Genomic DNA, 20,338 nt, shown 5'->3' with positions numbered 1-20,338 from the left:
TACCTTGGATAATTCAACTCATTCTTTAGACCGTTTGGCCGCTAGCAGAGCCAACTCAGCCATCGCCATAGATGCGCCGCCAAGTGACCAACCGCCATCTATGGGCAGTACGACACCTGTGATATAAGAGGCCATTGGAGATGCCAAGAATAAGGCGCCATTAGCAATATCTTGCCCTATGCCGTTTCTCTTTAAAGGCACGCTCTTAGCCACACGCGCTTGTAACTCTTCACTGGGAGCTAATCGATTAAAGCCCTCAGTACCACTGATGGGGCCCGGGACGATTGAGTTTATTCGGATCCCTTCACAGCCCCACTCCAACGCCAGATTCTTAGTCAACATGTCTACGCCAGCCTTTGCCGCGCCCACATGTGCCTGCATGGGCATGGCGATAAATGCCTGGGGCGCCGAGATCTGAATGATACAGCCCCCTGGTCTGGTCATCAAAGGGTAAGCTTGCTTAAGCACCTGAAAGCTGCCCAGCAGATCTATGTCCATCACCGACTTAAAGCCATTTTCACTCAGTAAGGCAGCGGGAGCCGGAAAGTTACCGGCGGCGCCACTGACTAAGACATCGATTTGAGTAAAATGGACTTTAAACTGAGAGAAACCAGCCTTGAGACCTTCAAGGTCTCGTACGTCGAAACTCGCCCCCATATGGGTGCCATTGGGATTGGTTTCACGCAATAATTTAACTGCGGCATTGACCTTTTCGGCGCTGCGACTGGCAACCGCCACATTGGCGCCTGCCAGAGCAAATGCGGTCGCTATGTCTAAGTTAATGCCACTGGTGCCACCCACAACAACGACATTTTTATCTTGATAATTAAACATAGCAACTACCTCATTGAAATGAAGCTAGAAGACACCCATGACTCTAGTTTCAAATATACTTAGCTTAATGACTCATGAATCGCCTTCAATGCGGCCAATGGATCCCCTGCTTTAGTGATAGGTCTTCCTATCACTAAATAGTCAGAACCGGCTTCAATCGCTTCTGGTGGCGTCATAACTCTGTGTTGATCGCCCTTATCGGCACCAACGGGACGAATACCCGGCGTACACAGCTTAAATTCTTTACCTAACTTAGATTTTAGCACTTGTGCTTCATGTGCAGAGCAAACAACACCATCGAGTCCCGCTTGTTTTGTCAAAGTGGCTAAACGCTGTACATGCTCGAACGCTGGGACATCTATGCCGATAAGCTTAAGATCTTCATCACTCATGGAGGTTAGTACAGTAACGGCGATCAGCATGGGTGCTTTATCGCCAAACGGTTCAAGCGCTTTCTTAGCCGCCTGCATCATGGCGAGACCGCCGCTGGCATGGACGTTGGTCATCCACACTCCTAGCTCGGCTGCGGCGGTGACGGCCTTGGCTACGGTATTAGGGATATCGTGGAATTTAAGATCCAGGAACACCTCGAAATCACGTTCATGGAGCGCCTTGATAAATTCGGGTCCAAAAAGAGTAAACATCTCCTTGCCCACTTTGAGACGGCACATACTAGGATCTAATTGATCGACCAGTTGCAAAGCAGCATGCTTATCATCAAAATCCAGGGCGACTAAAATCGACTTATTACTCATTTTTTCTCCATTTGCTTTGCGGTATACGCAATCAGTATCTTATTTACTGACTGATAGAAATATTTGGCGGTTCTGTTGATTCACTCTAAGCGTGTTAACTCATAGACCTAGTCTAGCGCCAGTAACATCAAAATGGGGGGCGAGAGTTCATGTTTTACTCGCCATCTAAACCGCGAATTCGTTTGATCTTGCCCCAACTTTTACAGGATGGACAATGCCAATAGAGCCGATGTGAAGGAAAGCCACATCCGCTGCATCGGTATCCGGGACGGAACCTGATCTGCTGCTCCACCAGTTTTTCCAACATGGTCAAACTTTCTTTAGCTTGTCCGTCTTCGGCTTGCTGTACATGCATCTTCATCAGATGCTGGAAGCTTTTCATCGTCGGGTGACGATATAATCCGTCCAGAACAAGCTGCTCCGCCTCTTGAGCCTCACCTTGTTCAATCATATTTTGCGCTAAGGTGATGGCGACGCTCGCACCAGCCCCGTTTTGTAATGCTTGGCGAAGCAGGTCGCTGTAGCCGGTAAGATCATGACTGTCATGGAATACCTGACGAGCAATCGACAGCGCATCGGGGAAAAGCTCAATATCGGCGTCGAGTAACTTAGCCAGCAGTGCTTTGCACTTGCCATACTCATTTGAATCAAGATACTTCTCCGCCAAAGTGAGTAAGGCCCGACCACAATCTGAGTCTTGTTTTAACGCGGCCTGAAGCAGTTTTAACTGCGGGGCGACGTCAGTCTGTTCATTGGCCAGTTCACAATAAAAATGGGCCGTATTGTGCTTGAGGCTTTGCTGTCTTTTTCGTTTTAAGCTCTTGATGATATTGATGGCTTTTTGCCAATCTTTGGTGACCTGGTAGATATCGATCAGATGGGTTTCGGCATCTTCACTGTGATCGTCTTGCTTCACCAAATTAATGAATATCTCTTCGGCTCGATCATAAAACCCTGCGGCGAGATAATCCTTACCCAGTTCCATCATGGCAATGTCGCGCTGCTCAGTGGTGAGACTGGGTCTGGCAATTAAATTTTGATGGATACGAATTGAGCGGTCGACTTCTCCACGCTTTCTAAATAGAGAGCCAAGAGAGAGATGTGTGTCTATGGTGTCATCATCGACATCCAACATGGTAATAAACAGATCGACGGCTTTGTCTGACTCATTGGACAGGAGAAAATTAAGACCCGTGAAATAATCACGACTCAACTGTTTTCTTTGGCTACTCTGATTATGCCTTACACTGCGCCGTCCCATATACCAGCCATAACCGGCGGCAATTGGAAGCAACAGAAACAGGATCTCTTGCATATTAGGCGTCGACGTCCCGAGCGGGAGTCATCCCTTCTAATCTAGATTCGAGTTGGGTGCATCTCTTTTTGGCATTTCTTAACGCCAATTTGAGTTTAGTCATATGATAAATGGCAAATACCCAGCTGATCATAAAACCGGCCAGAAATACAAAAGCCAGCACTAGGGGTAATCGGAATTCGCCCTGAGCAACAAAATAACTGATAGTTACCATCTGCTCGTTACGCGCACCGAAGATTAATGCAAAGAAGAAAAGTAGTGCTACTAACACTGTGACGATAAATGACCGCACGATACACTCCATATACCCATTTCAATCAACTGATTATCTAAGATATTAACTGAACTAGCTAGGATTTAGTTCATTTCAGGCATAAAAAAGCCTCCATTCGGAGGCTTTTAAAACAATGTCATTTATGCGTTGATCGCATCGACACGTTCGCGCAGTTCTTTGCCTGGCTTAAAATGCGGAACATACTTGCCATCCAATTCGACTGATGTTCCAGTCTTAGGATTGCGACCAGTACGTGGCGCACGGAAATGAAGAGAAAAGCTACCAAAGCCACGGATCTCGATACGATCTCCGCCTTCCAATGTATGAGCCATTTGCTCTAACATCTCTTTGATTGCACTTTCTACCTCTTTAGCCGACAGCTGCGACTGCCTAGTGGCAAGTTTTTCGATCAGTTCGGATTTTGTCATCCTATACCCTCTATTTTCAAGCCAAACACAGTCACCTAACAGGGATGCAAGCACCCCAGAACTTCAGGCGATTTACTTACGAGCCGCTTTGAACGCTTCAGCCATAGCACTGCTCATCACAGCGTCTTCTTGCTTGTTCAAGCTAGCCATTGCTTCTTTCTCTTCAGCTTCATCTTTCGCACGGATAGATAGGCTGATAGTACGGTTCTTACGGTCAACACCCATGAACTTAGATTCAATAGCGTCGCCTACAGAATAAACTGTAGATGCATCTTCGATACGCTCACGAGAGATATCAGATACACGTAGGTAACCTTCAACAGTTTCAGCTAGTTCAACTGTAACGCCTTTAGCGTCAACAGCGATAACTGTACCGTTAACAACCGAACCCTTCTTCTTATCAGCAAGATAAGCATTGAATGGATCGTCTTCAGTCTGCTTAACGCCTAGGCTGATACGCTCACGCTCAGGGTCAACAGAAAGAACTACTGCGTTGATTTCGTCGCCTTTCTTGTAATCAGCAACGGCTTCTTCGCCTGTACCGTTCCAAGAAATGTCAGAAAGATGAACTAGACCGTCTATGCCGCCGTCAAGACCGATGAAGATACCGAAGTCAGTGATTGACTTGATCTTACCAGTAACTTTATCACCCTTGTTAAAGCGCTCTGCGAAGTCATCCCATGGGTTAACTTTACACTGCTTAAGGCCAAGAGAAATACGACGACGCTCTTCATCGATGTCAAGAACCAGAACTTCAACTTCATCACCTAGGTTAACAACCTTAGATGGGTGGATGTTCTTGTTAGTCCAATCCATTTCAGAAACGTGAACAAGACCTTCAACGCCTTCTTCGATTTCAACGAAACAACCGTAGTCAGTTAGGTTAGTAACGCGACCAGTCAAACGTGTGTTTTCTGGGTAGCGCTTGCTGATTTCTAACCATGGATCTTCGCCAAGTTGCTTAAGACCTAGTGAAACACGTGTGCGCTCACGATCATACTTAAGTACTTTAACGTCGATTTCGTCACCAACGTTGACGATTTCAGATGGGTGCTTAACACGCTTCCAAGCCATATCTGTGATATGTAGAAGACCGTCAACACCGCCAAGGTCTACGAATGCACCGTAGTCAGTAAGGTTCTTAACGATACCCTTAATGGCTTGACCTTCTTGTAAGTTCTCAAGAAGAGCATCACGCTCTGCACTGCTTTCAGACTCGATAACAGCACGACGAGAAACAACAACGTTGTTGCGCTTCTGGTCTAACTTGATAACTTTGAATTCTAGATCTTTGTTTTCTAGGTGAGCAGTATCGCGAACAGGGCGAACGTCAACTAGAGAACCTGGTAGGAATGCACGGATACCGTTTAATTCAACAGTGAAACCGCCTTTAACCTTACCATTGATGACACCGATTACAGTTTCAGCATCTTCGTACGCTTTTTCTAGAACAATCCAAGCTTCGTGACGCTTAGCTTTCTCGCGAGACAGTTGAGTCTCACCGAAGCCATCTTCAACAGAGTCAAGCGCAACGTGCACAGTATCACCAACAGAGATTTCAAGTTCGCCTTGAGCGTTCTTGAACTCTTCCGCTGGGATTGGGCTTTCAGATTTTAGACCTGCGTCAACTAGTACAGTACCGTTTTCGATGCGTACAACAACACCTGTTACGATAGAACCAGGACGAAACTCCAAAGTTGCTAGGGATTCTTCAAATAGATCAGCAAAAGATTCAGTCATTTTTAAGTTACTTTCTTTAATAAACCACGGCCCATCCTGGACGTGGAGTCAGTATAATAATCCGCATCATCCATGTTGCGAATGGTTAAACGTCAGTCAAAATTAACTCACGTTCGGTAATTTCGATTCTATGTGTGCCAATGCAAGATTGAGCACATCTTCTATCCCGATACCCGAAGTATCTATGACCAATGCATCATCGGCCGGGACTAAGGGGGCGACACTGCGATTCATATCGCGGTCATCACGCTCTTTAATCTCGGATAAAAGACGGTCGATATTAACATCGAAGCCCTTGTCCTGCAACTGATTATAGCGTCTCTGGGCCCTTTCTTCCGCCGATGCAGTTAAATAAATTTTAGCGGGTGAACCAGGAAAAACCACCGTGCCCATATCACGACCATCGGCAATGAGACCTGGTGCAGTATTAAAGGCGCGTTGACGACGTAATAATGCCTCGCGAACGCGTGGAAATGCGGCGACTATAGAGGCCGCATTAGAGCACTCTTGGCTGCGTATGTCTGTTGAGACATCTTCGCCTTCGAGTACGACCTTGATACCTTGAGTTTCACTGCCGGTAATGAACTGCACATCCAAGTGCGCGGCAAGTAAAGTAAGAGACTCTTCGTTATCGAGTTGAACATTATGATGAATAGCGGCTAAGGCTAAAACCCGATAAATCGCACCACTGTCCAGTAGGTTCCAGCCCAAACGCCCGGCTAACAACTGGCTAATCGTACCTTTACCCGCACCGCTAGGGCCGTCAATAGTGACAACAGGAGCCCGTTCTGACATAAATTTCTCCACAGTAAAATCTATCTTCCCTAAGATTTTTAAATGAGTGTTTCCAGTGACCCACACGCTAATCCGTACGCTGCATATGTTAATACGCACACTGAAAATTAAGCGCGCGCATTATAAACCATATAAAAAAATAAAGCGGTAAATATTTCAATAAGCCGATTCAGTTTGAACACTGGAACTGGATTAAGGCGGCATCTTAGGCATGAGTTTAAAAAAATGGGCCTGATGGCCCATTCTTTTTCATAGTGATTATAACACCCGTTTTACTGAGCTAAGGCAGCAAACTGCTTAAAATAATCGGGGAATGTCTTCGATGTACAATCTGGATCATTAATGGTGATGCCACAATCGGCAAACGCTAGCATGGAAAAACACATGGCCATTCTGTGATCGTTATAAGTATCGATTTCCGCCGTATGTGGCTTGCTCGGTGGTGTGATAGAAATATAATCACGGCCTTCATCCACGATGGCGCCCACTTTTCTCAGTTCGGTGGCCATGGCGGCTAAGCGATCGGTTTCCTTGATGCGCCAGTTATAAATATTGCGAATGGTGGTGGTCCCGGTCGCAAACAAGGCGGCAGTGGCTATCGTCATGGCTGCATCCGGAATGTGGTTCATGTCGAGATCCACGCCATTTAGCTTTGCCACGCGGGAGATGATGTAATCATCTCCCCATTCGATATCGGCGCCCATCTTCTCCAACACATCGGCAAATTTCACATCGCCTTGAATACTCAGGCGCCCTACACCAGTGACTTTGACTTCGCCACCTTTTATGGCGCCAGCGGCTAGGAAGTAAGACGCCGAAGAGGCATCCCCTTCGACTAATACTTTACCCGGTGACACATAAGTCTGGCCCGCTTTTATCTCGAAGCGCTGATAAGCATGATTTATCACCTCGACACCAAATTGTGCCATCAAGGCTATGGTGATGTCGATATAAGGCTTAGAGACCAGCTCACCCTTGATCTTGATATTAACCTCACCTTTTGCCAGCGGCGCTACCATAAGGAGTGCGGTCAAAAACTGACTGGATAAATCCCCTGCTATCTCAACATCGCCGGCGTTTAGTCCGGTCGCCTTGATCGTTAACGGAGGGAAACCTTCATTCTTGAGATAAGTCACCGATGCGCCGAGTTGACGCAATGCATCAACCAAGTCTCCGATAGGACGCTCTTCCATGCGTGGCTCACCGGTTAAGGTAAACTCACCCTGGCCTAAGGTCAATGCCGCACAAAGGGGTCGCATTGCCGTGCCGGCATTGCCGAGAAACAGCGTCTGCACCTGATCTGCATTGAGTGGCGCCCCGACCCCTTCGAGTTCACAGACGGTATTATTGTCACAGAGTCGATAGTTCACACCCAATTGCTTGAGTGATGCCAACATATAGCGAATATCATCAGAATCTAACAAGTTAGTCAGTGTCGTGGTGCCCTTGGCTAGCGTGGCTAGTAATAGTGCACGGTTAGAGATACTTTTAGAGCCAGGGATATTGATAGTGCCCTGGACCTTGCTTATTGGCTCGAGACGTAGCTGCTTCATTAAAATACTTCTTTATCATCGCGGGACAAACAAACCGCTGGTTAACATTAGATGTTCATGGCAAACAGACTGTAAGGTTTACGACTGGCACCATCACGACAAAATGGTGTTCTGCTTAACCGGTGTTTGAACTTCGTAGTACTAAATTTACTGATTAAACGGCAGTATTCAACACTTATTTATGTTTTTAGCCTGTTTCAAGGTAATTTTCTTTCAAAGTGACAATTTTCTAACATCATTTGCATCAATACACTGCTAAAACTAGGCTTTATCTGTTTTCCATGGCGAGACAACTAAGCGAAGTGGCAATGAATCATGCCAGATAATTACTTTGGTGATTTAGTCCTATTCACTATTACTCGGTCTGTGTTTTACGTTACTCTAAACTTAATGAGTAAAAGGTAGATTACGCCAACAAATCTAATAAAAGGGTAAATAAGCTTATGTTCGACACTCTCACCGCTATGCCTGCTGATCCGATCCTCGGCTTGATGACTAAATACAAACAAGACACCCGCGCCAACAAGATAGATCTTGGCGTCGGTGTGTACAAAGATGAGGTGGGTCATACCCCTATCTTAAACTGTGTTAAAAAAGCCGAACAACACCGTATCGATACCGAGGAAACTAAAGTTTACATCGGCCCCACTGGCTCGGCTCAATTTAATAGCCTGCTGGGCGAGCTCGCCTTCGGCAGGGACAATCCAGCCTTGTTAGCCGATCGTATCCGCACCGTGTCTACGCCGGGTGGAACGGGCGCATTAAGAGTCGCTGCAGAGTTTATTAAACGTGCCAGTTCAGCGACAAAATCACAAATAGCGGTGATCTGGGTCAGCGATCCAACCTGGGCCAACCATACAGGTCTGTTCGAAGCCGCCGGCATCCAAGTCAAAACCTACCCTTATTACGATTACGACAACAAGAGCCTTAAATTCGATGAGATGAAGGCGGCCCTGTCTCAGGTTGGTCCTGACGATGTGGTCTTACTCCATGCATGCTGTCATAACCCCAGCGGCATGGATCTCAATGAAGCCCAATGGGATCAAATCATTGAGATAACCCAGCAACAAGGCTTCACTCCGCTTATCGATATGGCCTATCAAGGTTTTGGTGTGGGCGTGGATGAAGATGCCTATGGCGTACGTAAGATGGCTGCATCGGTAGATAACATGATTCTGTGTAGCTCATGTTCTAAAAACTTCGGCCTGTACCGCGAGCGTATCGGTGCCTGTTCAATCGTAGGGAGAGATACTGCCAGCGTGAATGTAGCCTTCTCTGTGCTGCTTTATGTTGTGCGTTGCATCTACTCTATGCCACCAGCCCATGGCGCTGCCATAGTCGAAACTATCCTAGGTTCGGATGAATTAAAGCAGCAATGGTTACATGAGCTAAAAATGATGCGAGACCGTATCAATGGCAATCGCATCATGCTGGTAGACAAGTTAATCGAGAAGGGAGTTAAGCGTGACTTTGGCTTTATCGCTCAGCAAAAAGGCATGTTCTCATTCTTAGGGGTGAACCCACAGCAAGTAGAACGCCTGCAGCAGGAACACAGCATCTACATGGTAGATTCTAGCCGTATCAGCATCGCAGGGATCGGACTGGCGAACGTTGATTACTTAGCGGAATCGATAGCAAAAGTGCTATAGAAGTAAGAGAGAACAAGTTCCTAGGTTCTAGGAACTTGTTTCGAATCTTAGGCCTTATGCTTGTCTGCAAAATCCTTCATAAACTCAACTAACGCCTCTACCCCTTCGATTGGCATGGCATTATAGATACTCGCGCGCATGCCGCCCACGCTCCTGTGACCTTTCAGCGCCACAAGTTTTGCTGCGGTGGCTTGATTAAGAAACTCAGCGTTGAGCGCTTCATTGGCCAGGTAAAATGTCACATTCATCACCGAGCGATTTTTGACGCTAACCTTACTGGTATAGAAGTCACAGCTGTCGATAAAATCATAAAGCAGCGACGCTTTGTCCAGATTAATTTTGGCCATGGCCGATACGCCACCACTGACTTTAAGCCAGGCGAAGACTTCGGCAGCCAGATACCAGGCAAAGGTCGGCGGCGTGTTGTACATGGAGCCGTGTTTCACCGCTAAACGATAATCCATGATTGAAGACTGAGGCAGGCTTGGCAGCTCTAGCATGTCATCACGGACGATAACGATACTCAGACCCGAAGGTCCAATATTCTTCTGAGCACCCGCATAGATCAAGGCATACTTGCTGATATCTATCTCTCTGGACATGATATTCGATGACATATCGGCAATAATTGGCCAAGGAGACTTAAGTTCATCAAATATTTCGATACCATCGACAGTCTCGTTAGGGCAGTAATGCAGATAACGATAATCTTGATTTATCTTGGTGAGCTCTGGTAAGGCTATTTGATTAATTCCGTTAGTATTTTGCACGATATTTATGCTATCTATCTGAGCATCACTGGTGAGTTTCTTGGCTTCTGCAACTGCAGATTGAGACCAACTACCTGAGACCAGATAGAGGGCTTTACCCTGCTGCCCAAGAAAATTATTCACCACAGCAGAAAACTGACCTCGGCCGCCACCATGCATAAACAGCACATGGTAATTAGAAGGGATCGACATCAGTTCACGCAAATCGATTTCCGCTTGCTCGGTCAAAGCAATAAACTCTTTACTGCGATGACTTATCTCCATCACCGAAGTCCCTAGGCCATTCCAATCCAATAACTCAGATTGCGCCTTTTGCATTACGGCTTGGGGTAACATTGCAGGACCTGCACAGAAATTGTATGTCACGCTCACGTCTCTATCCTCTCATCGTTAGTTATAAATTAGTCTGCCATAGGGCTAAAGACTTTACCCATAATATTTTTATATTTGGAATTATCTTTTCTGTTTTATCGCTGCCTAAAACAAAACGAGCGTCCAATTGGACGCTCGTTTTAGAGATTAATGCTTATTCGGCAGGTTCTGCCTCAGCCTCGGGCTCATCATCACCTTTCGGCTCTTCGCCTTCGACGACTTGACCAGCTTCGACGTTATCACCCTCTTGGATGATAGGATTGCCCTCTTCATCGAGCTCGACTTCATCCTCCTGGATTTCATCGATACGCTGAAGACCAACAACCTTCTCCCCTTCGGCGGTACGAATTATCGTCACACCTTGAGTATTACGGCCAATAGTGGAAACACCAGTTGCAGGGGTACGTACTAAGGTACCTCTATCACTGATAAGCATGATCTCATCATTTTCGCCAACTTGAACGGCGCCTACTACGGGACCATTTCGCTCGCTGACCTTGATAGAAACAACACCCTTAGTCGCACGGCTCTTAGCCGGATACTCATCGAGTGCAGTACGCTTACCGTATCCATTTTCGGTAACGGTCAAGATAGCCCCCTCTTCTTTGGGCACAATCAGTGAAACCACTTTCTGACCGTCTTCTAAACGAATACCACGAACACCGGTAGCGGTACGCCCCATAGGACGCAGTGCAACAAGCTCTTCGTTGGTTTCCGGGTCAAGTTTGACCAGGCCAGTTTCAGAGTCTCTCATCATCTCGTTGAAACGAACCACTTTACCCGCATCGGAGAACAACATGATGTCATTCTTGCCATCGGTAATATCGACGCCAATGAGCTGATCGCCATCTTTAAGATTTACCGCGATGATGCCATTAGCACGTGGATTGCTGTATGCCGTGAGTGCAGTCTTCTTCACTGTGCCGTGTGATGTCGCCATGATGATGTATTTATCATCGGCATATTCACGCACAGGAAGGATAGCCGTAATGTGCTCACCTTCAGAAAGAGGCAATAAGTTAACGATTGGACGACCACGAGCCTGACGGCTAGCGAGCGGCAACTGATACACTTTAAGCCAATAGAGCTTACCAAAATCAGAGAAACACAGAATCGTATCGTGGGTGTTGGCGACAAGTAGCTTCTCGACGAAGTCTTCATCTTTCACTTTTGCCGCTGACTTACCTTTACCGCCACGGCGCTGGGCCTGGTAATCGGTCAATGGCTGATACTTGGCATAGCCTAAGTGAGATAAGGTCACTACTACATCTTCTTCGTTGATAAGATCTTCCAGACTCATATCAACTTCGTTAGCATTGATGACGGTGCGGCGCTCATCACCGAAGTTTTCAAGTATTTCGTTTAACTCTTCCTTGATCACTTCCAACAAACGTTCAGGGCTGCGCAAGATATAAAGTAAAGCCGCAATGACCTCAATCAGCTCTTCATACTCGGCTAATATCTTCTCATGCTCTAGACCGGTTAGCTTATGTAAGCGTAAGTCTAAGATAGCCTGTGCTTGTTGCTCAGTAAGATAGTAGCGATCATCACGAATACCATACTCAGGCTCTAACCATTCAGGTCGCGCCGCATCATCGCCGGCTTTCTCAAGCATGGCTTTAACATGACCTAACTCCCAACCTTGAGCAACCAGCTTAACTTTGGCCTCAGCAGGCGTCGGTGACGCCTTGATCATCGCAATGATAGGATCTATGTTGGCCAGCGCAATTGCGAGAGATTCTAAGATGTGGGCACGGTCGCGCGCTTTACGCAGTTCAAATACGGTACGGCGAGTCACCACTTCACGGCGGTGTAAGATAAAGCACTCTAGCATCTCTTTTAGATTAAACAGTTTTGGCTGACCATTGGTCAAGGCCACCATGTTTATCCCAAATGAGCATTGCATCTGAGTCTGAGCATAAAGATTGTTAAGTACAACCTCACCCACCTCTCCACGCTTAATCTCGACAACGATGCGCATGCCATCCTTATCAGATTCATCACGCAGACCTGTGATGCCTTCAATTTTCTTATCTTTAACCAATTCGGCTATCTTCTCGATAAGACGCGCTTTGTTAACCTGATAAGGAATTTCGTGGACGATAATACGCTCACGGCCATTATCTTCTACTTGTACTTCAGCCTTGGCTCGCATGATTGCGCGTCCGCGGCCCGTCTTGTAGGCATCGATGATCCCTTTGCGACCATTGATAATGGCGGCAGTGGGAAAATCTGGGCCTGGAATGTATTCCATTAACTGTTCGATGGACAGTGCAGGCTCTTCGATTAGCGCCAAACAGCCTTTAATCACTTCAGTGATGTTGTGTGGCGGGATATTGGTCGCCATACCAACGGCAATACCTGAAGAGCCGTTAATCAAGAGTGTCGGTATGCGGGTAGGCATGACTGCCGGAATAAACTCAGTGCCATCATAGTTAGGCACAAAGTCGACGGTCTCTTTCTCAAGATCCGCCAATAGCTGATGGGCTAACTTATCCATACGGATTTCGGTATAACGCATCGCCGCTGCCGCATCACCATCGACAGAACCGAAGTTACCTTGGCCATCGATTAAGGTATAGCGCATGGAGAAAGGCTGTGCCATACGAACGATAGTGTCATAAACCGCAGTATCACCGTGGGGGTGGTACTTACCGATAACGTCACCGACAACACGTGCCGATTTCTTATAAGGTTTGTTCCAATCGTTTTTAAGTTCACTCATCGCGAAGAGTACGCGGCGATGAACAGGCTTAAGACCGTCACGAACATCCGGTAGTGCACGGCCCACGATCACGCTCATGGCGTAATCTAGATATGAATTTTTTAATTCGTCTTCAATATTAATTGGTGTTATAGATGAAGCCAGATCAGTCATAAACTGCTCGATCCCTTGAAATTGTGCTTACCTGTTACCAGCCAAAATAGCGCAGTAAAAGTCTCAGCCTGAAAACGTGATTTGGCATTCTAACACAGTTATTTTCTGTCACCAGACTCTATTCAACTTTAGCGATAAATATCTGTTCAGCTATAGATACTTGACCAAAATCAAACAATGTTCGCTAATCAATCAATTGGTTAAATATTCGTTGATTTCTTATTTATAGCGGCTTTGAATCTGACATTCTATCGGTATAATGGCGGCATTAATAATCCCTATTGAGGTGATATATAGTGGAGCAAGCAATTAAACCTGAGATAAATGTCGATCCGGCCGAGATCGCAAAATTCGAAAAAATGGCAGCTACCTGGTGGGATCCAGAAGGCGAATTTAAACCATTACACAAGCTAAACCCGCTTCGACTCAACTATATCGATCAAACCTGTGGTGGTCTGTTTGGTAAGCGAGTCCTGGATGTCGGTTGTGGCGGTGGTATCTTATCTGAGAGCATGGCCCGCATTGGCGCCAAGGTGAATGGCTTAGACATGGGCACCGAGCCTCTAGATGTTGCCAGACTGCACGCCATAGAAACTGGCGTTGAGCTTGACTATATACAAGACACAGCCGAATCTCACCGGGAAACAAATCTTGCTACCTATGATGTGATCACCTGTATGGAGATGCTCGAACACGTACCAGACCCTCGTTCAGTGGTTCAAGCCTGTGCCGATATGGTCAAACCCGGCGGTTATGTGTTCTTCTCCACCATCAATCGAAACCTACGTGCTTATATAGAAACCATCTTAGGCGCCGAATACCTGCTGAAGATGTTGCCTGTGGGAACCCATGACCATAAGAAGTTTATCAAGCCATCGGAGTTAATTTCACTCGCCGAGCATGCCGAGCTGTTCTGTGAAGATGCAACAGGGATCACCTATAACCCGCTAACGGAAACCTTCACTTATACCAAAAGTGTCGATGTGAACTACATGATCGCCACACGTAAGAGTGAAGATTAATGACAACACATCTCGATGAGGCTAGCAACGTCAGAGTAAAAGCTGTGTTATTCGATCTTGACGGTACGCTTGCCGATACCGCACCAGACTTGGTGGCGGCGCTGAATATGAGCCTAGCCGAGTTAGGTTACCCTCAAGTGAGCCTCGAAGAGATGCGCCACATTGCCTCCGATGGCAGTATGGCGCTAGCTAAAGCGGCCTTGCCAGACGTCTCTGAGGAGGTTCACCTTAAGGCGCAGCAGTTACTGCTGAGCTTTTATGCAGAGGTAAACGGTCAATTTTGTCGTTTATTTGCCGGCATAGCTGAGCTGCTCGAGCATTTGGACCATCGAGGGATCCCTTTTGGCATAGTAACTAACAAACCCGCCAGATACACCAGGCCCCTGATTGCAGCCTTAGGTTTGACCCAATCCATGAAAACCGTGATCAGCGGTGACAGCACACTTTACCCTAAACCTCATACCGCTCCCATGCTGCTCGCCTCACAGCAGATAGAGCGCAAGAGCCAAGAGATTCTCTACCTTGGGGATGCGAAACGAGATCTGGTCGCGGCGCGGGCATCGGGAATGCTCGGTGGTGTCGCGCTATGGGGCTATATAGGTGAGACAGACACGCCTGAGAATTGGCCAAGCGATTATCATTTCGACTCCCCCCTGGATGTACTTAAATTTCTCAGTTAGCACACAGGCGTTCTTTGCTCATATAAGGTTCACAAGATCTAAAAGATCGCCAATCGATCATGGGATCTTTTCATCTTGTGTCGTCCGCTCAATATTCCACCTCGATGGGATAAAGCCAATGAATTCCGACCTCAAAGGTTAGCCAATACTAACCCTAAATCTTACCCTCAAGTTATCCACAAGATGACCACAGCTTGTTGAAATAATTGGGACTTGCAAAATCACCCAAACGACACTATCTTGTACCTAAGAAATTTAAAAACACTATATCTTGTGTGTGAGTGACAAATAGAGACACAAGTAGTGACTTGTTTATCGTCATGAAAATGACCAATTCAGGGTGTTAAAATTGGTTGTTATACAGGGAATAGTAGGATGAGCTTAACCCCTCATACTCAAAAAATTATTATCAAGGCCTATCTTTAATGAATAGCAATATGAAAGTCACCAAACGTAGTGGCGAGCGCGAGACCATCGACCTAGAGAAAATCCACCGCGTGATCACTTGGGCAGCCAAAGATCTTAAAAATGTTTCGGTATCAGAAGTGGAACTCAGATCACATCTGCAATTTTTCGATGGTATTCCTACCGAAGCTATTCATGAAACGATTATAAAGGCCGCTGCCGATCTCATCTCACCAGAAGCACCAGATTACCAGTTCCTCTCAGCCCGCTTAGCCGTCTTTCATTTAAGAAAGAAAGCATTTGGCCAGTTTGAGCCGCCTAAACTGTATGACCATGTTGTGAAATTGGTTGAGTCAGGTAAATATGACCAACATATACTTGAAGATTACAGCCGCGAAGAACTCTATATCTTAGATGGTTATGTGGATCACTGGCGCGATATGAGTTTTTCCTATGCGGCAGTCAAACAACTGGAAGGTAAGTATCTGGTGCAAAACCGGGTCACTCACGAGATATATGAGAGTGCGCAGTTCCTCTATATCTTAGTCGCCGCCTGTTTGTTCGCTAAATATCCAAGAGATACACGCCTAAGCTACATTAAACGTTTCTATGATGCGGTCTCCACCTTTAAAATCTCACTGCCAACACCGATCATGGCAGGGGTGCGTACCCCTACACGCCAATTTAGCTCATGTGTGTTGATCGAATGTGGCGATAGCCTAGATTCAATCAATGCAACGGCCTCTTCTATCGTTAAATATGTCAGCCAGCGCGCCGGCATAGGTGTGAATGCGGGCCGAATTAGAGCCTTAGGTAGTCCTATCCGCGGCGGTGAGGCATTCCATACCGGGTGTCTGCCTTTCTTTAAATATTTTCAGACCGCTGTTAAATCTTGTTCTCAGGGCGGCGTTCGTGGTGGTGCAGCCACCTTGTTCTACCCTCTCTGGCATCTTGAAGTCGAATCTCTGCTGGTATTGAAGAATAACCGTGGTGTCGAAGATAACCGTGTCCGTCATCTGGATTATGGTGTTCAGCTCAATAAACTCATGTATCAACGCTTGATCAAAGGCGGAATGATCAGTTTATTTAGCCCATCGGATGTACCTGGGCTTTATGATGCATTTTTTGCAGATCAGGACGAATTCGAACGTCTGTATCTTCAATATGAAGCCGATGCCTCTGTGCGCAAAACACAGATTAAGGCGACAGAGCTGTTCTCATTGATGATGCAGGAACGTGCCTCTACCGGCCGTATTTATATTCAAAATGTGGATCATTGTAATACCCACAGTCCTTTTGACAGTAAGGTTGCACCGATCAGACAGTCAAACCTGTGTCTTGAGATTGCACTGCCGACTAAGCCGCTCAACAACATAGATGATCCTGAAGGTGAAATAGCCCTCTGTACCTTGTCTGCTTTAAACTTAGGTGCGATCAAGGATCTATCCGAACTCGAGCCTTTGGCAGACCTGGCAGTGAGAGCCCTGGATAATTTACTCGATTACCAGGATTACCCTATCATCGCTGCACGTAAGTCTTCGATGAATCGTCGTACCTTGGGCATAGGCGTGATTAACTTTGCTAATTACTTGGCGAAGGAAGGTGTACGCTACTCAGATGGCTCGGCTAATAACATCACCCATAAAACATTCGAAGCCATACAGTACTACCTACTCAAGGCTTCGATGAATTTGGCCAAAGAGCAAGGCCCCTGCCCATTATTCCATGAAACGACGTATTCAAAGGGTGTGCTGCCCATCGATACCTATAAGCGTGCTCTGGATAAGATATGTGATGAGCCATTGCATATGGATTGGGAAACACTACGTCAAGACATCGTTAAACATGGACTGCGTAACTCCACCTTATCTGCTCTGATGCCATCAGAAACATCATCGCAGATCTCCAACGCGACTAACGGCATCGAGCCACCGCGTGGACTCATCAGTGTTAAGTCGAGTAAAGATGGCCAGCTAAAGCAAGTGGTGCCGGATTTCGAGAAGTATCAGCATAGCTATGAGCTGCTTTGGCAGATGCCCAATAATGATGGCTACATACAGCTTGTGGGCTTGATGCAGAAATTTGTCGACCAAGCCATCTCGGCAAACACGAACTATGACCCAAGCCGATTCGAAGGTAACAAGGTCCCGATGCAGGTATTATTGAAAGACCTGTTGAATGCCTACAAACTCGGAGTCAAGACGCTCTACTATCACAACACTCGTGATGGCGCTTCGGATCAGCTAGATAGCATTATCAGCATAGAGAAAGAAGACGAAGACTGCGAAGGCGGTGCGTGTAAGATATAGTACCGATTGGTATAACACGTTGCAGTGATTGAGATCTGGATTCATCATATAATGATTGAATCCATAATTAAATTTATTAGGGGCATCATGCCCCTGTATTCTGGAAGAAAACATGGCCTATTCTACATTTTGTCAAACACCTAATAATGCACGTCTTGAACCTATGTTCATGGGGCAGTCGGTTAACGTCGCCCGTTACGACGTACAAAAATATGAAGTGTTTGAAAAGCTGATTGAAAAACAGCTGTCTTTTTTCTGGCGTCCAGAAGAAGTCGATGTCAGTAAAGATAAAATTGATTACGCCGCACTTCCAGATCATGAAAAACATATTTTCATCTCTAATCTGAAATATCAAACCTTACTCGACTCGATTCAGGGCCGCTCGCCTAATGTGGCATTCTTGCCTCTGGTATCGCTACCAGAACTGGAAACCTGGATTGAAACCTGGTCTTTCTCTGAGACCATACATTCTCGTTCTTACACCCATATCATACGTAATATTGTCAACGATCCTTCTATCGTTTTTGATGACATAGTTGAAAATGAAGAGATCTTGAAGCGTGCGACAGATATTGCCCAGTACTATGATGACTTGATTCTACTTACCCAAGCCTTTCACCTTCACGGTGAAGGCACGCACACCATCAACGGTAAAGAGCTGTTAGTCACACAACGTACGATCAAGAAGTCACTCTATCTGTGTATGGTGTCAGTCAACGTGTTAGAAGCGATTCGTTTCTACGTGAGCTTCGCCTGCTCTTTCGCATTCGCCGAGCGTAATGTCATGGAAGGCAACGCTAAGATTATCCGTCTTATCGCCCGTGATGAGGCGCTGCATCTTAACAGTACGCAACATATCCTCAAGATAATGCGCGCCGGTGCTGACGACCCTGAAATGGGTGAGATAGCCAAAGAGTGTGAACAGCAAGCCTATGACATTTTCGTCAAAGCCGCCGAGCAAGAAAAAGAATGGGCCCAATACCTGTTTAAAGACGGCTCTATGATAGGTCTTAACGAAACCATCTTGTGTCAATATGTCGAATACATTACCAATGAGCGTATGAAGTCGGTCAACCTGCCATGTCACTATAAAGAAATCACCAACCCACTACCTTGGATGAAGAACTGGTTAGAGAGTGATGCGGTTCAGGTCGCGCCACAAGAAGTAGAGGTTTCCTCTTACCTTGTGGGCCAAATCGATGCTTCTATCGATGAAAGTGAATTTGAAGACTTTGACCTTTAATAAGATCTTTAAAAAAGCGCCCATCGTCAGTCTCGATGGCCAGCCGGTGCTGCTGTTTAATCAGCAGCACCCTAGCCTCTTGATCGCACTGGAGCAAAAGAAAGTTCAGGTATTCTCAGAGTGCCGCAATGGTTATTGCGGTGCCTGTAAGACCAAAATTATCAGCGGCAGCGTGATCTACCATACCGAGCCCTTAGTCAAACTCAAAGCCGATGAATGTCTGCCCTGTTGTTGTACTCCCGTTAGCGACTTAGATCTTAATCTGTCACCAGAAGGCGCAGATGTCGTGACTCGCTCCGGCATATCAGCCGCTGTGATCATCCGAGAACAAACCAAGACCTAATCTACCAGTCAGTTCTCTTAAGCCAGTAATGTAGGCTTTTTGGACGCGGGTTCGAGCCCCGCCGCCTCCACCAAATACTAAGAAAGGCCAACCACTTCTTATAACAAGAATAGTTGGCCTTTTTTATTGCTTAAATTCAATCTGTTACGCACTGCCCCCTCCCCTTATTCAGCGTAAAACTCTTCCAAAATAACCATTTACTCATCGTTTTCATTGGCGAAAAATGACCAAATGGCGGCAAACATTACCACTCACTCCTAGCATGTTACACCACCAAACCTTAACCATCTGAAATTACAGCAGAACAAAGCGATACCAATGGCCTTGATAGGATGGGATTATGTTGGACGTGTTAGAAACCGGACTCACTGCAAAAAAGTAGCAGAAAGCGAGTGGGCTCCAATTAAAAAGCTATACGGTCTAGCTAGTTCACGTGCCAAGACCCTGGGTACTTTTCACATGGGTGACGGTGCTAGAAAAAGCAAAAGCTCTCGTGCTAGCGCAGAGCGGGAAAAAGAGCCATGGTTACTGGCAACATCATTATGTGAGTCCACCGACACAGCTAAGAGAGCCATTAAAATTTATGCGACGAGAATACAGATAGAAGAGAGCTTTAGGGATGTTAAAACGGGTCTAAAGATGAATGATAGCGGCACTAGAATTGCGATGCTGAAGTCGCATTGGCGAGCAGCAATTAGCTCACTGCTAGATTTAGTCAGAGATCCACAAGCATGCTATTAAATTCGTGGGGATCCCTCAGGGTCAGCCCCCCAAAGGTGCAGTGCCTTCGTTTTATAAGAACGACAAAGAGTATTATGATAAGTGTATCTAGAGAGGGGCTTCGTTCAATTGACACATCTAACCATAGGGAAAGGTTCTAGTAACAGCTCCGACAATAACCTTCGGTTCTGTCGCGATGTTGAGCTTTGGTCCATGATTAAGCAAGGACAAATGGACACCACTTAAATGATGA

General features: G+C 46.3%; 16 protein-coding genes and 1 pseudogene. 7 read left to right on the top strand and 10 right to left on the bottom strand.

What is annotated here, in order from left to right; genetic code table 11:
* Window positions 1-18 precede the first annotated feature (18 nt).
* From FS373_RS14640 to aroA, 8 genes are all read right to left on the bottom strand, one after another.
* Entirely contained in the window at window positions 19-834 is an 816-nt protein-coding gene (locus FS373_RS14640; protein ID WP_152829722.1) for an SDR family oxidoreductase, read from the bottom strand.
* A gap of 59 nt (window positions 835-893) precedes the next feature.
* Window positions 894-1,589 carry an orotidine-5'-phosphate decarboxylase gene (gene pyrF, locus FS373_RS14635; protein WP_144046470.1) on the bottom strand — a complete coding sequence of 232 codons (696 nt, stop codon included), beginning with the start codon at window positions 1,587-1,589 and terminating at the stop codon, window positions 894-896.
* Window positions 1,590-1,743: 154 nt separating this feature from the next.
* A complete protein-coding gene (gene lapB / locus FS373_RS14630) occupies window positions 1,744-2,904 on the bottom strand; it encodes a lipopolysaccharide assembly protein LapB (protein WP_152829721.1) in 1,161 nt (386 codons plus the stop codon).
* A 1-nt stretch (window position 2,905) separates the two neighbouring features.
* A complete protein-coding gene (locus FS373_RS14625) occupies window positions 2,906-3,196 on the bottom strand; it encodes a LapA family protein (protein ID WP_144046468.1) in 291 nt (96 codons plus the stop codon).
* A gap of 122 nt (window positions 3,197-3,318) precedes the next feature.
* Window positions 3,319-3,606, bottom strand: coding sequence for an integration host factor subunit beta (ihfB, locus tag FS373_RS14620; protein WP_077751352.1), 288 nt, complete (start codon window positions 3,604-3,606; stop codon window positions 3,319-3,321).
* A 72-nt stretch (window positions 3,607-3,678) separates the two neighbouring features.
* Window positions 3,679-5,346: a 30S ribosomal protein S1 gene (gene rpsA, locus FS373_RS14615; protein ID WP_144046467.1), complete on the bottom strand. Its 1,668-nt coding sequence runs from the start codon at window positions 5,344-5,346 to the stop codon at window positions 3,679-3,681.
* Window positions 5,347-5,448: 102 nt separating this feature from the next.
* Window positions 5,449-6,141: a (d)CMP kinase gene (gene cmk, locus FS373_RS14610; protein WP_144046466.1), complete on the bottom strand. Its 693-nt coding sequence runs from the start codon at window positions 6,139-6,141 to the stop codon at window positions 5,449-5,451.
* A gap of 272 nt (window positions 6,142-6,413) precedes the next feature.
* The gene (gene aroA / locus FS373_RS14605) at window positions 6,414-7,694 is read right to left on the bottom strand and encodes a 3-phosphoshikimate 1-carboxyvinyltransferase (protein ID WP_152829719.1); all 1,281 of its coding nucleotides are present in this window, start codon (window positions 7,692-7,694) and stop codon (window positions 6,414-6,416) included.
* A 443-nt stretch (window positions 7,695-8,137) separates the two neighbouring features.
* Between aroA and FS373_RS14600 the strand changes: the two genes are divergently transcribed.
* Entirely contained in the window at window positions 8,138-9,343 is a 1,206-nt protein-coding gene (locus FS373_RS14600; protein ID WP_144046464.1) for an amino acid aminotransferase, read from the top strand.
* Between the two features lie 47 nt (window positions 9,344-9,390).
* Here FS373_RS14600 and serC read toward each other — a convergent pair whose 3' ends face one another.
* A complete protein-coding gene (gene serC / locus FS373_RS14595) occupies window positions 9,391-10,485 on the bottom strand; it encodes a 3-phosphoserine/phosphohydroxythreonine transaminase (RefSeq protein ID WP_144046463.1) in 1,095 nt (364 codons plus the stop codon).
* 154 nt (window positions 10,486-10,639) lie between these two features.
* Window positions 10,640-13,363: a DNA gyrase subunit A gene (gene gyrA / locus FS373_RS14590; protein ID WP_144046462.1), complete on the bottom strand. Its 2,724-nt coding sequence runs from the start codon at window positions 13,361-13,363 to the stop codon at window positions 10,640-10,642.
* Between the two features lie 308 nt (window positions 13,364-13,671).
* On the opposite strand from gyrA, the gene ubiG reads away from it, so the two are divergent.
* From ubiG to FS373_RS14560, 6 genes and pseudogenes are all read left to right on the top strand, one after another.
* A complete protein-coding gene (gene ubiG, locus FS373_RS14585; RefSeq protein WP_144048950.1) occupies window positions 13,672-14,385 on the top strand; it encodes a bifunctional 2-polyprenyl-6-hydroxyphenol methylase/3-demethylubiquinol 3-O-methyltransferase UbiG in 714 nt (237 codons plus the stop codon).
* A complete protein-coding gene (locus tag FS373_RS14580; RefSeq protein ID WP_152829718.1) occupies window positions 14,385-15,065 on the top strand; it encodes an HAD family hydrolase in 681 nt (226 codons plus the stop codon). The genes ubiG and FS373_RS14580 overlap by 1 nt, the downstream gene beginning before the upstream one ends.
* Before the next feature lie 425 nt (window positions 15,066-15,490).
* Window positions 15,491-17,779 (top strand): class 1a ribonucleoside-diphosphate reductase subunit alpha, encoded by a 2,289-nt coding sequence (gene nrdA, locus FS373_RS14575; RefSeq protein ID WP_144046460.1) that lies wholly within the window; start codon window positions 15,491-15,493, stop codon window positions 17,777-17,779.
* A 112-nt stretch (window positions 17,780-17,891) separates the two neighbouring features.
* Window positions 17,892-19,022, top strand: coding sequence for a class Ia ribonucleoside-diphosphate reductase subunit beta (nrdB, locus tag FS373_RS14570; protein ID WP_144046459.1), 1,131 nt, complete (start codon window positions 17,892-17,894; stop codon window positions 19,020-19,022).
* Window positions 18,991-19,365, top strand: coding sequence for a class I ribonucleotide reductase maintenance protein YfaE (yfaE, locus tag FS373_RS14565; RefSeq protein WP_144046458.1), 375 nt, complete (start codon window positions 18,991-18,993; stop codon window positions 19,363-19,365). The genes nrdB and yfaE overlap by 32 nt, the downstream gene beginning before the upstream one ends.
* Before the next feature lie 327 nt (window positions 19,366-19,692).
* Window positions 19,693-20,106, top strand: a pseudogene (locus tag FS373_RS14560) (transposase); the annotation flags it as partial.
* Window positions 20,107-20,338 lie beyond the last annotated feature (232 nt).

Source organism: Shewanella sp. YLB-07 (genome assembly GCF_009377275.1).
Note: the sequence above shows the minus strand (reverse complement) of the source record. Positions and strands in the feature narration are given on the sequence as shown.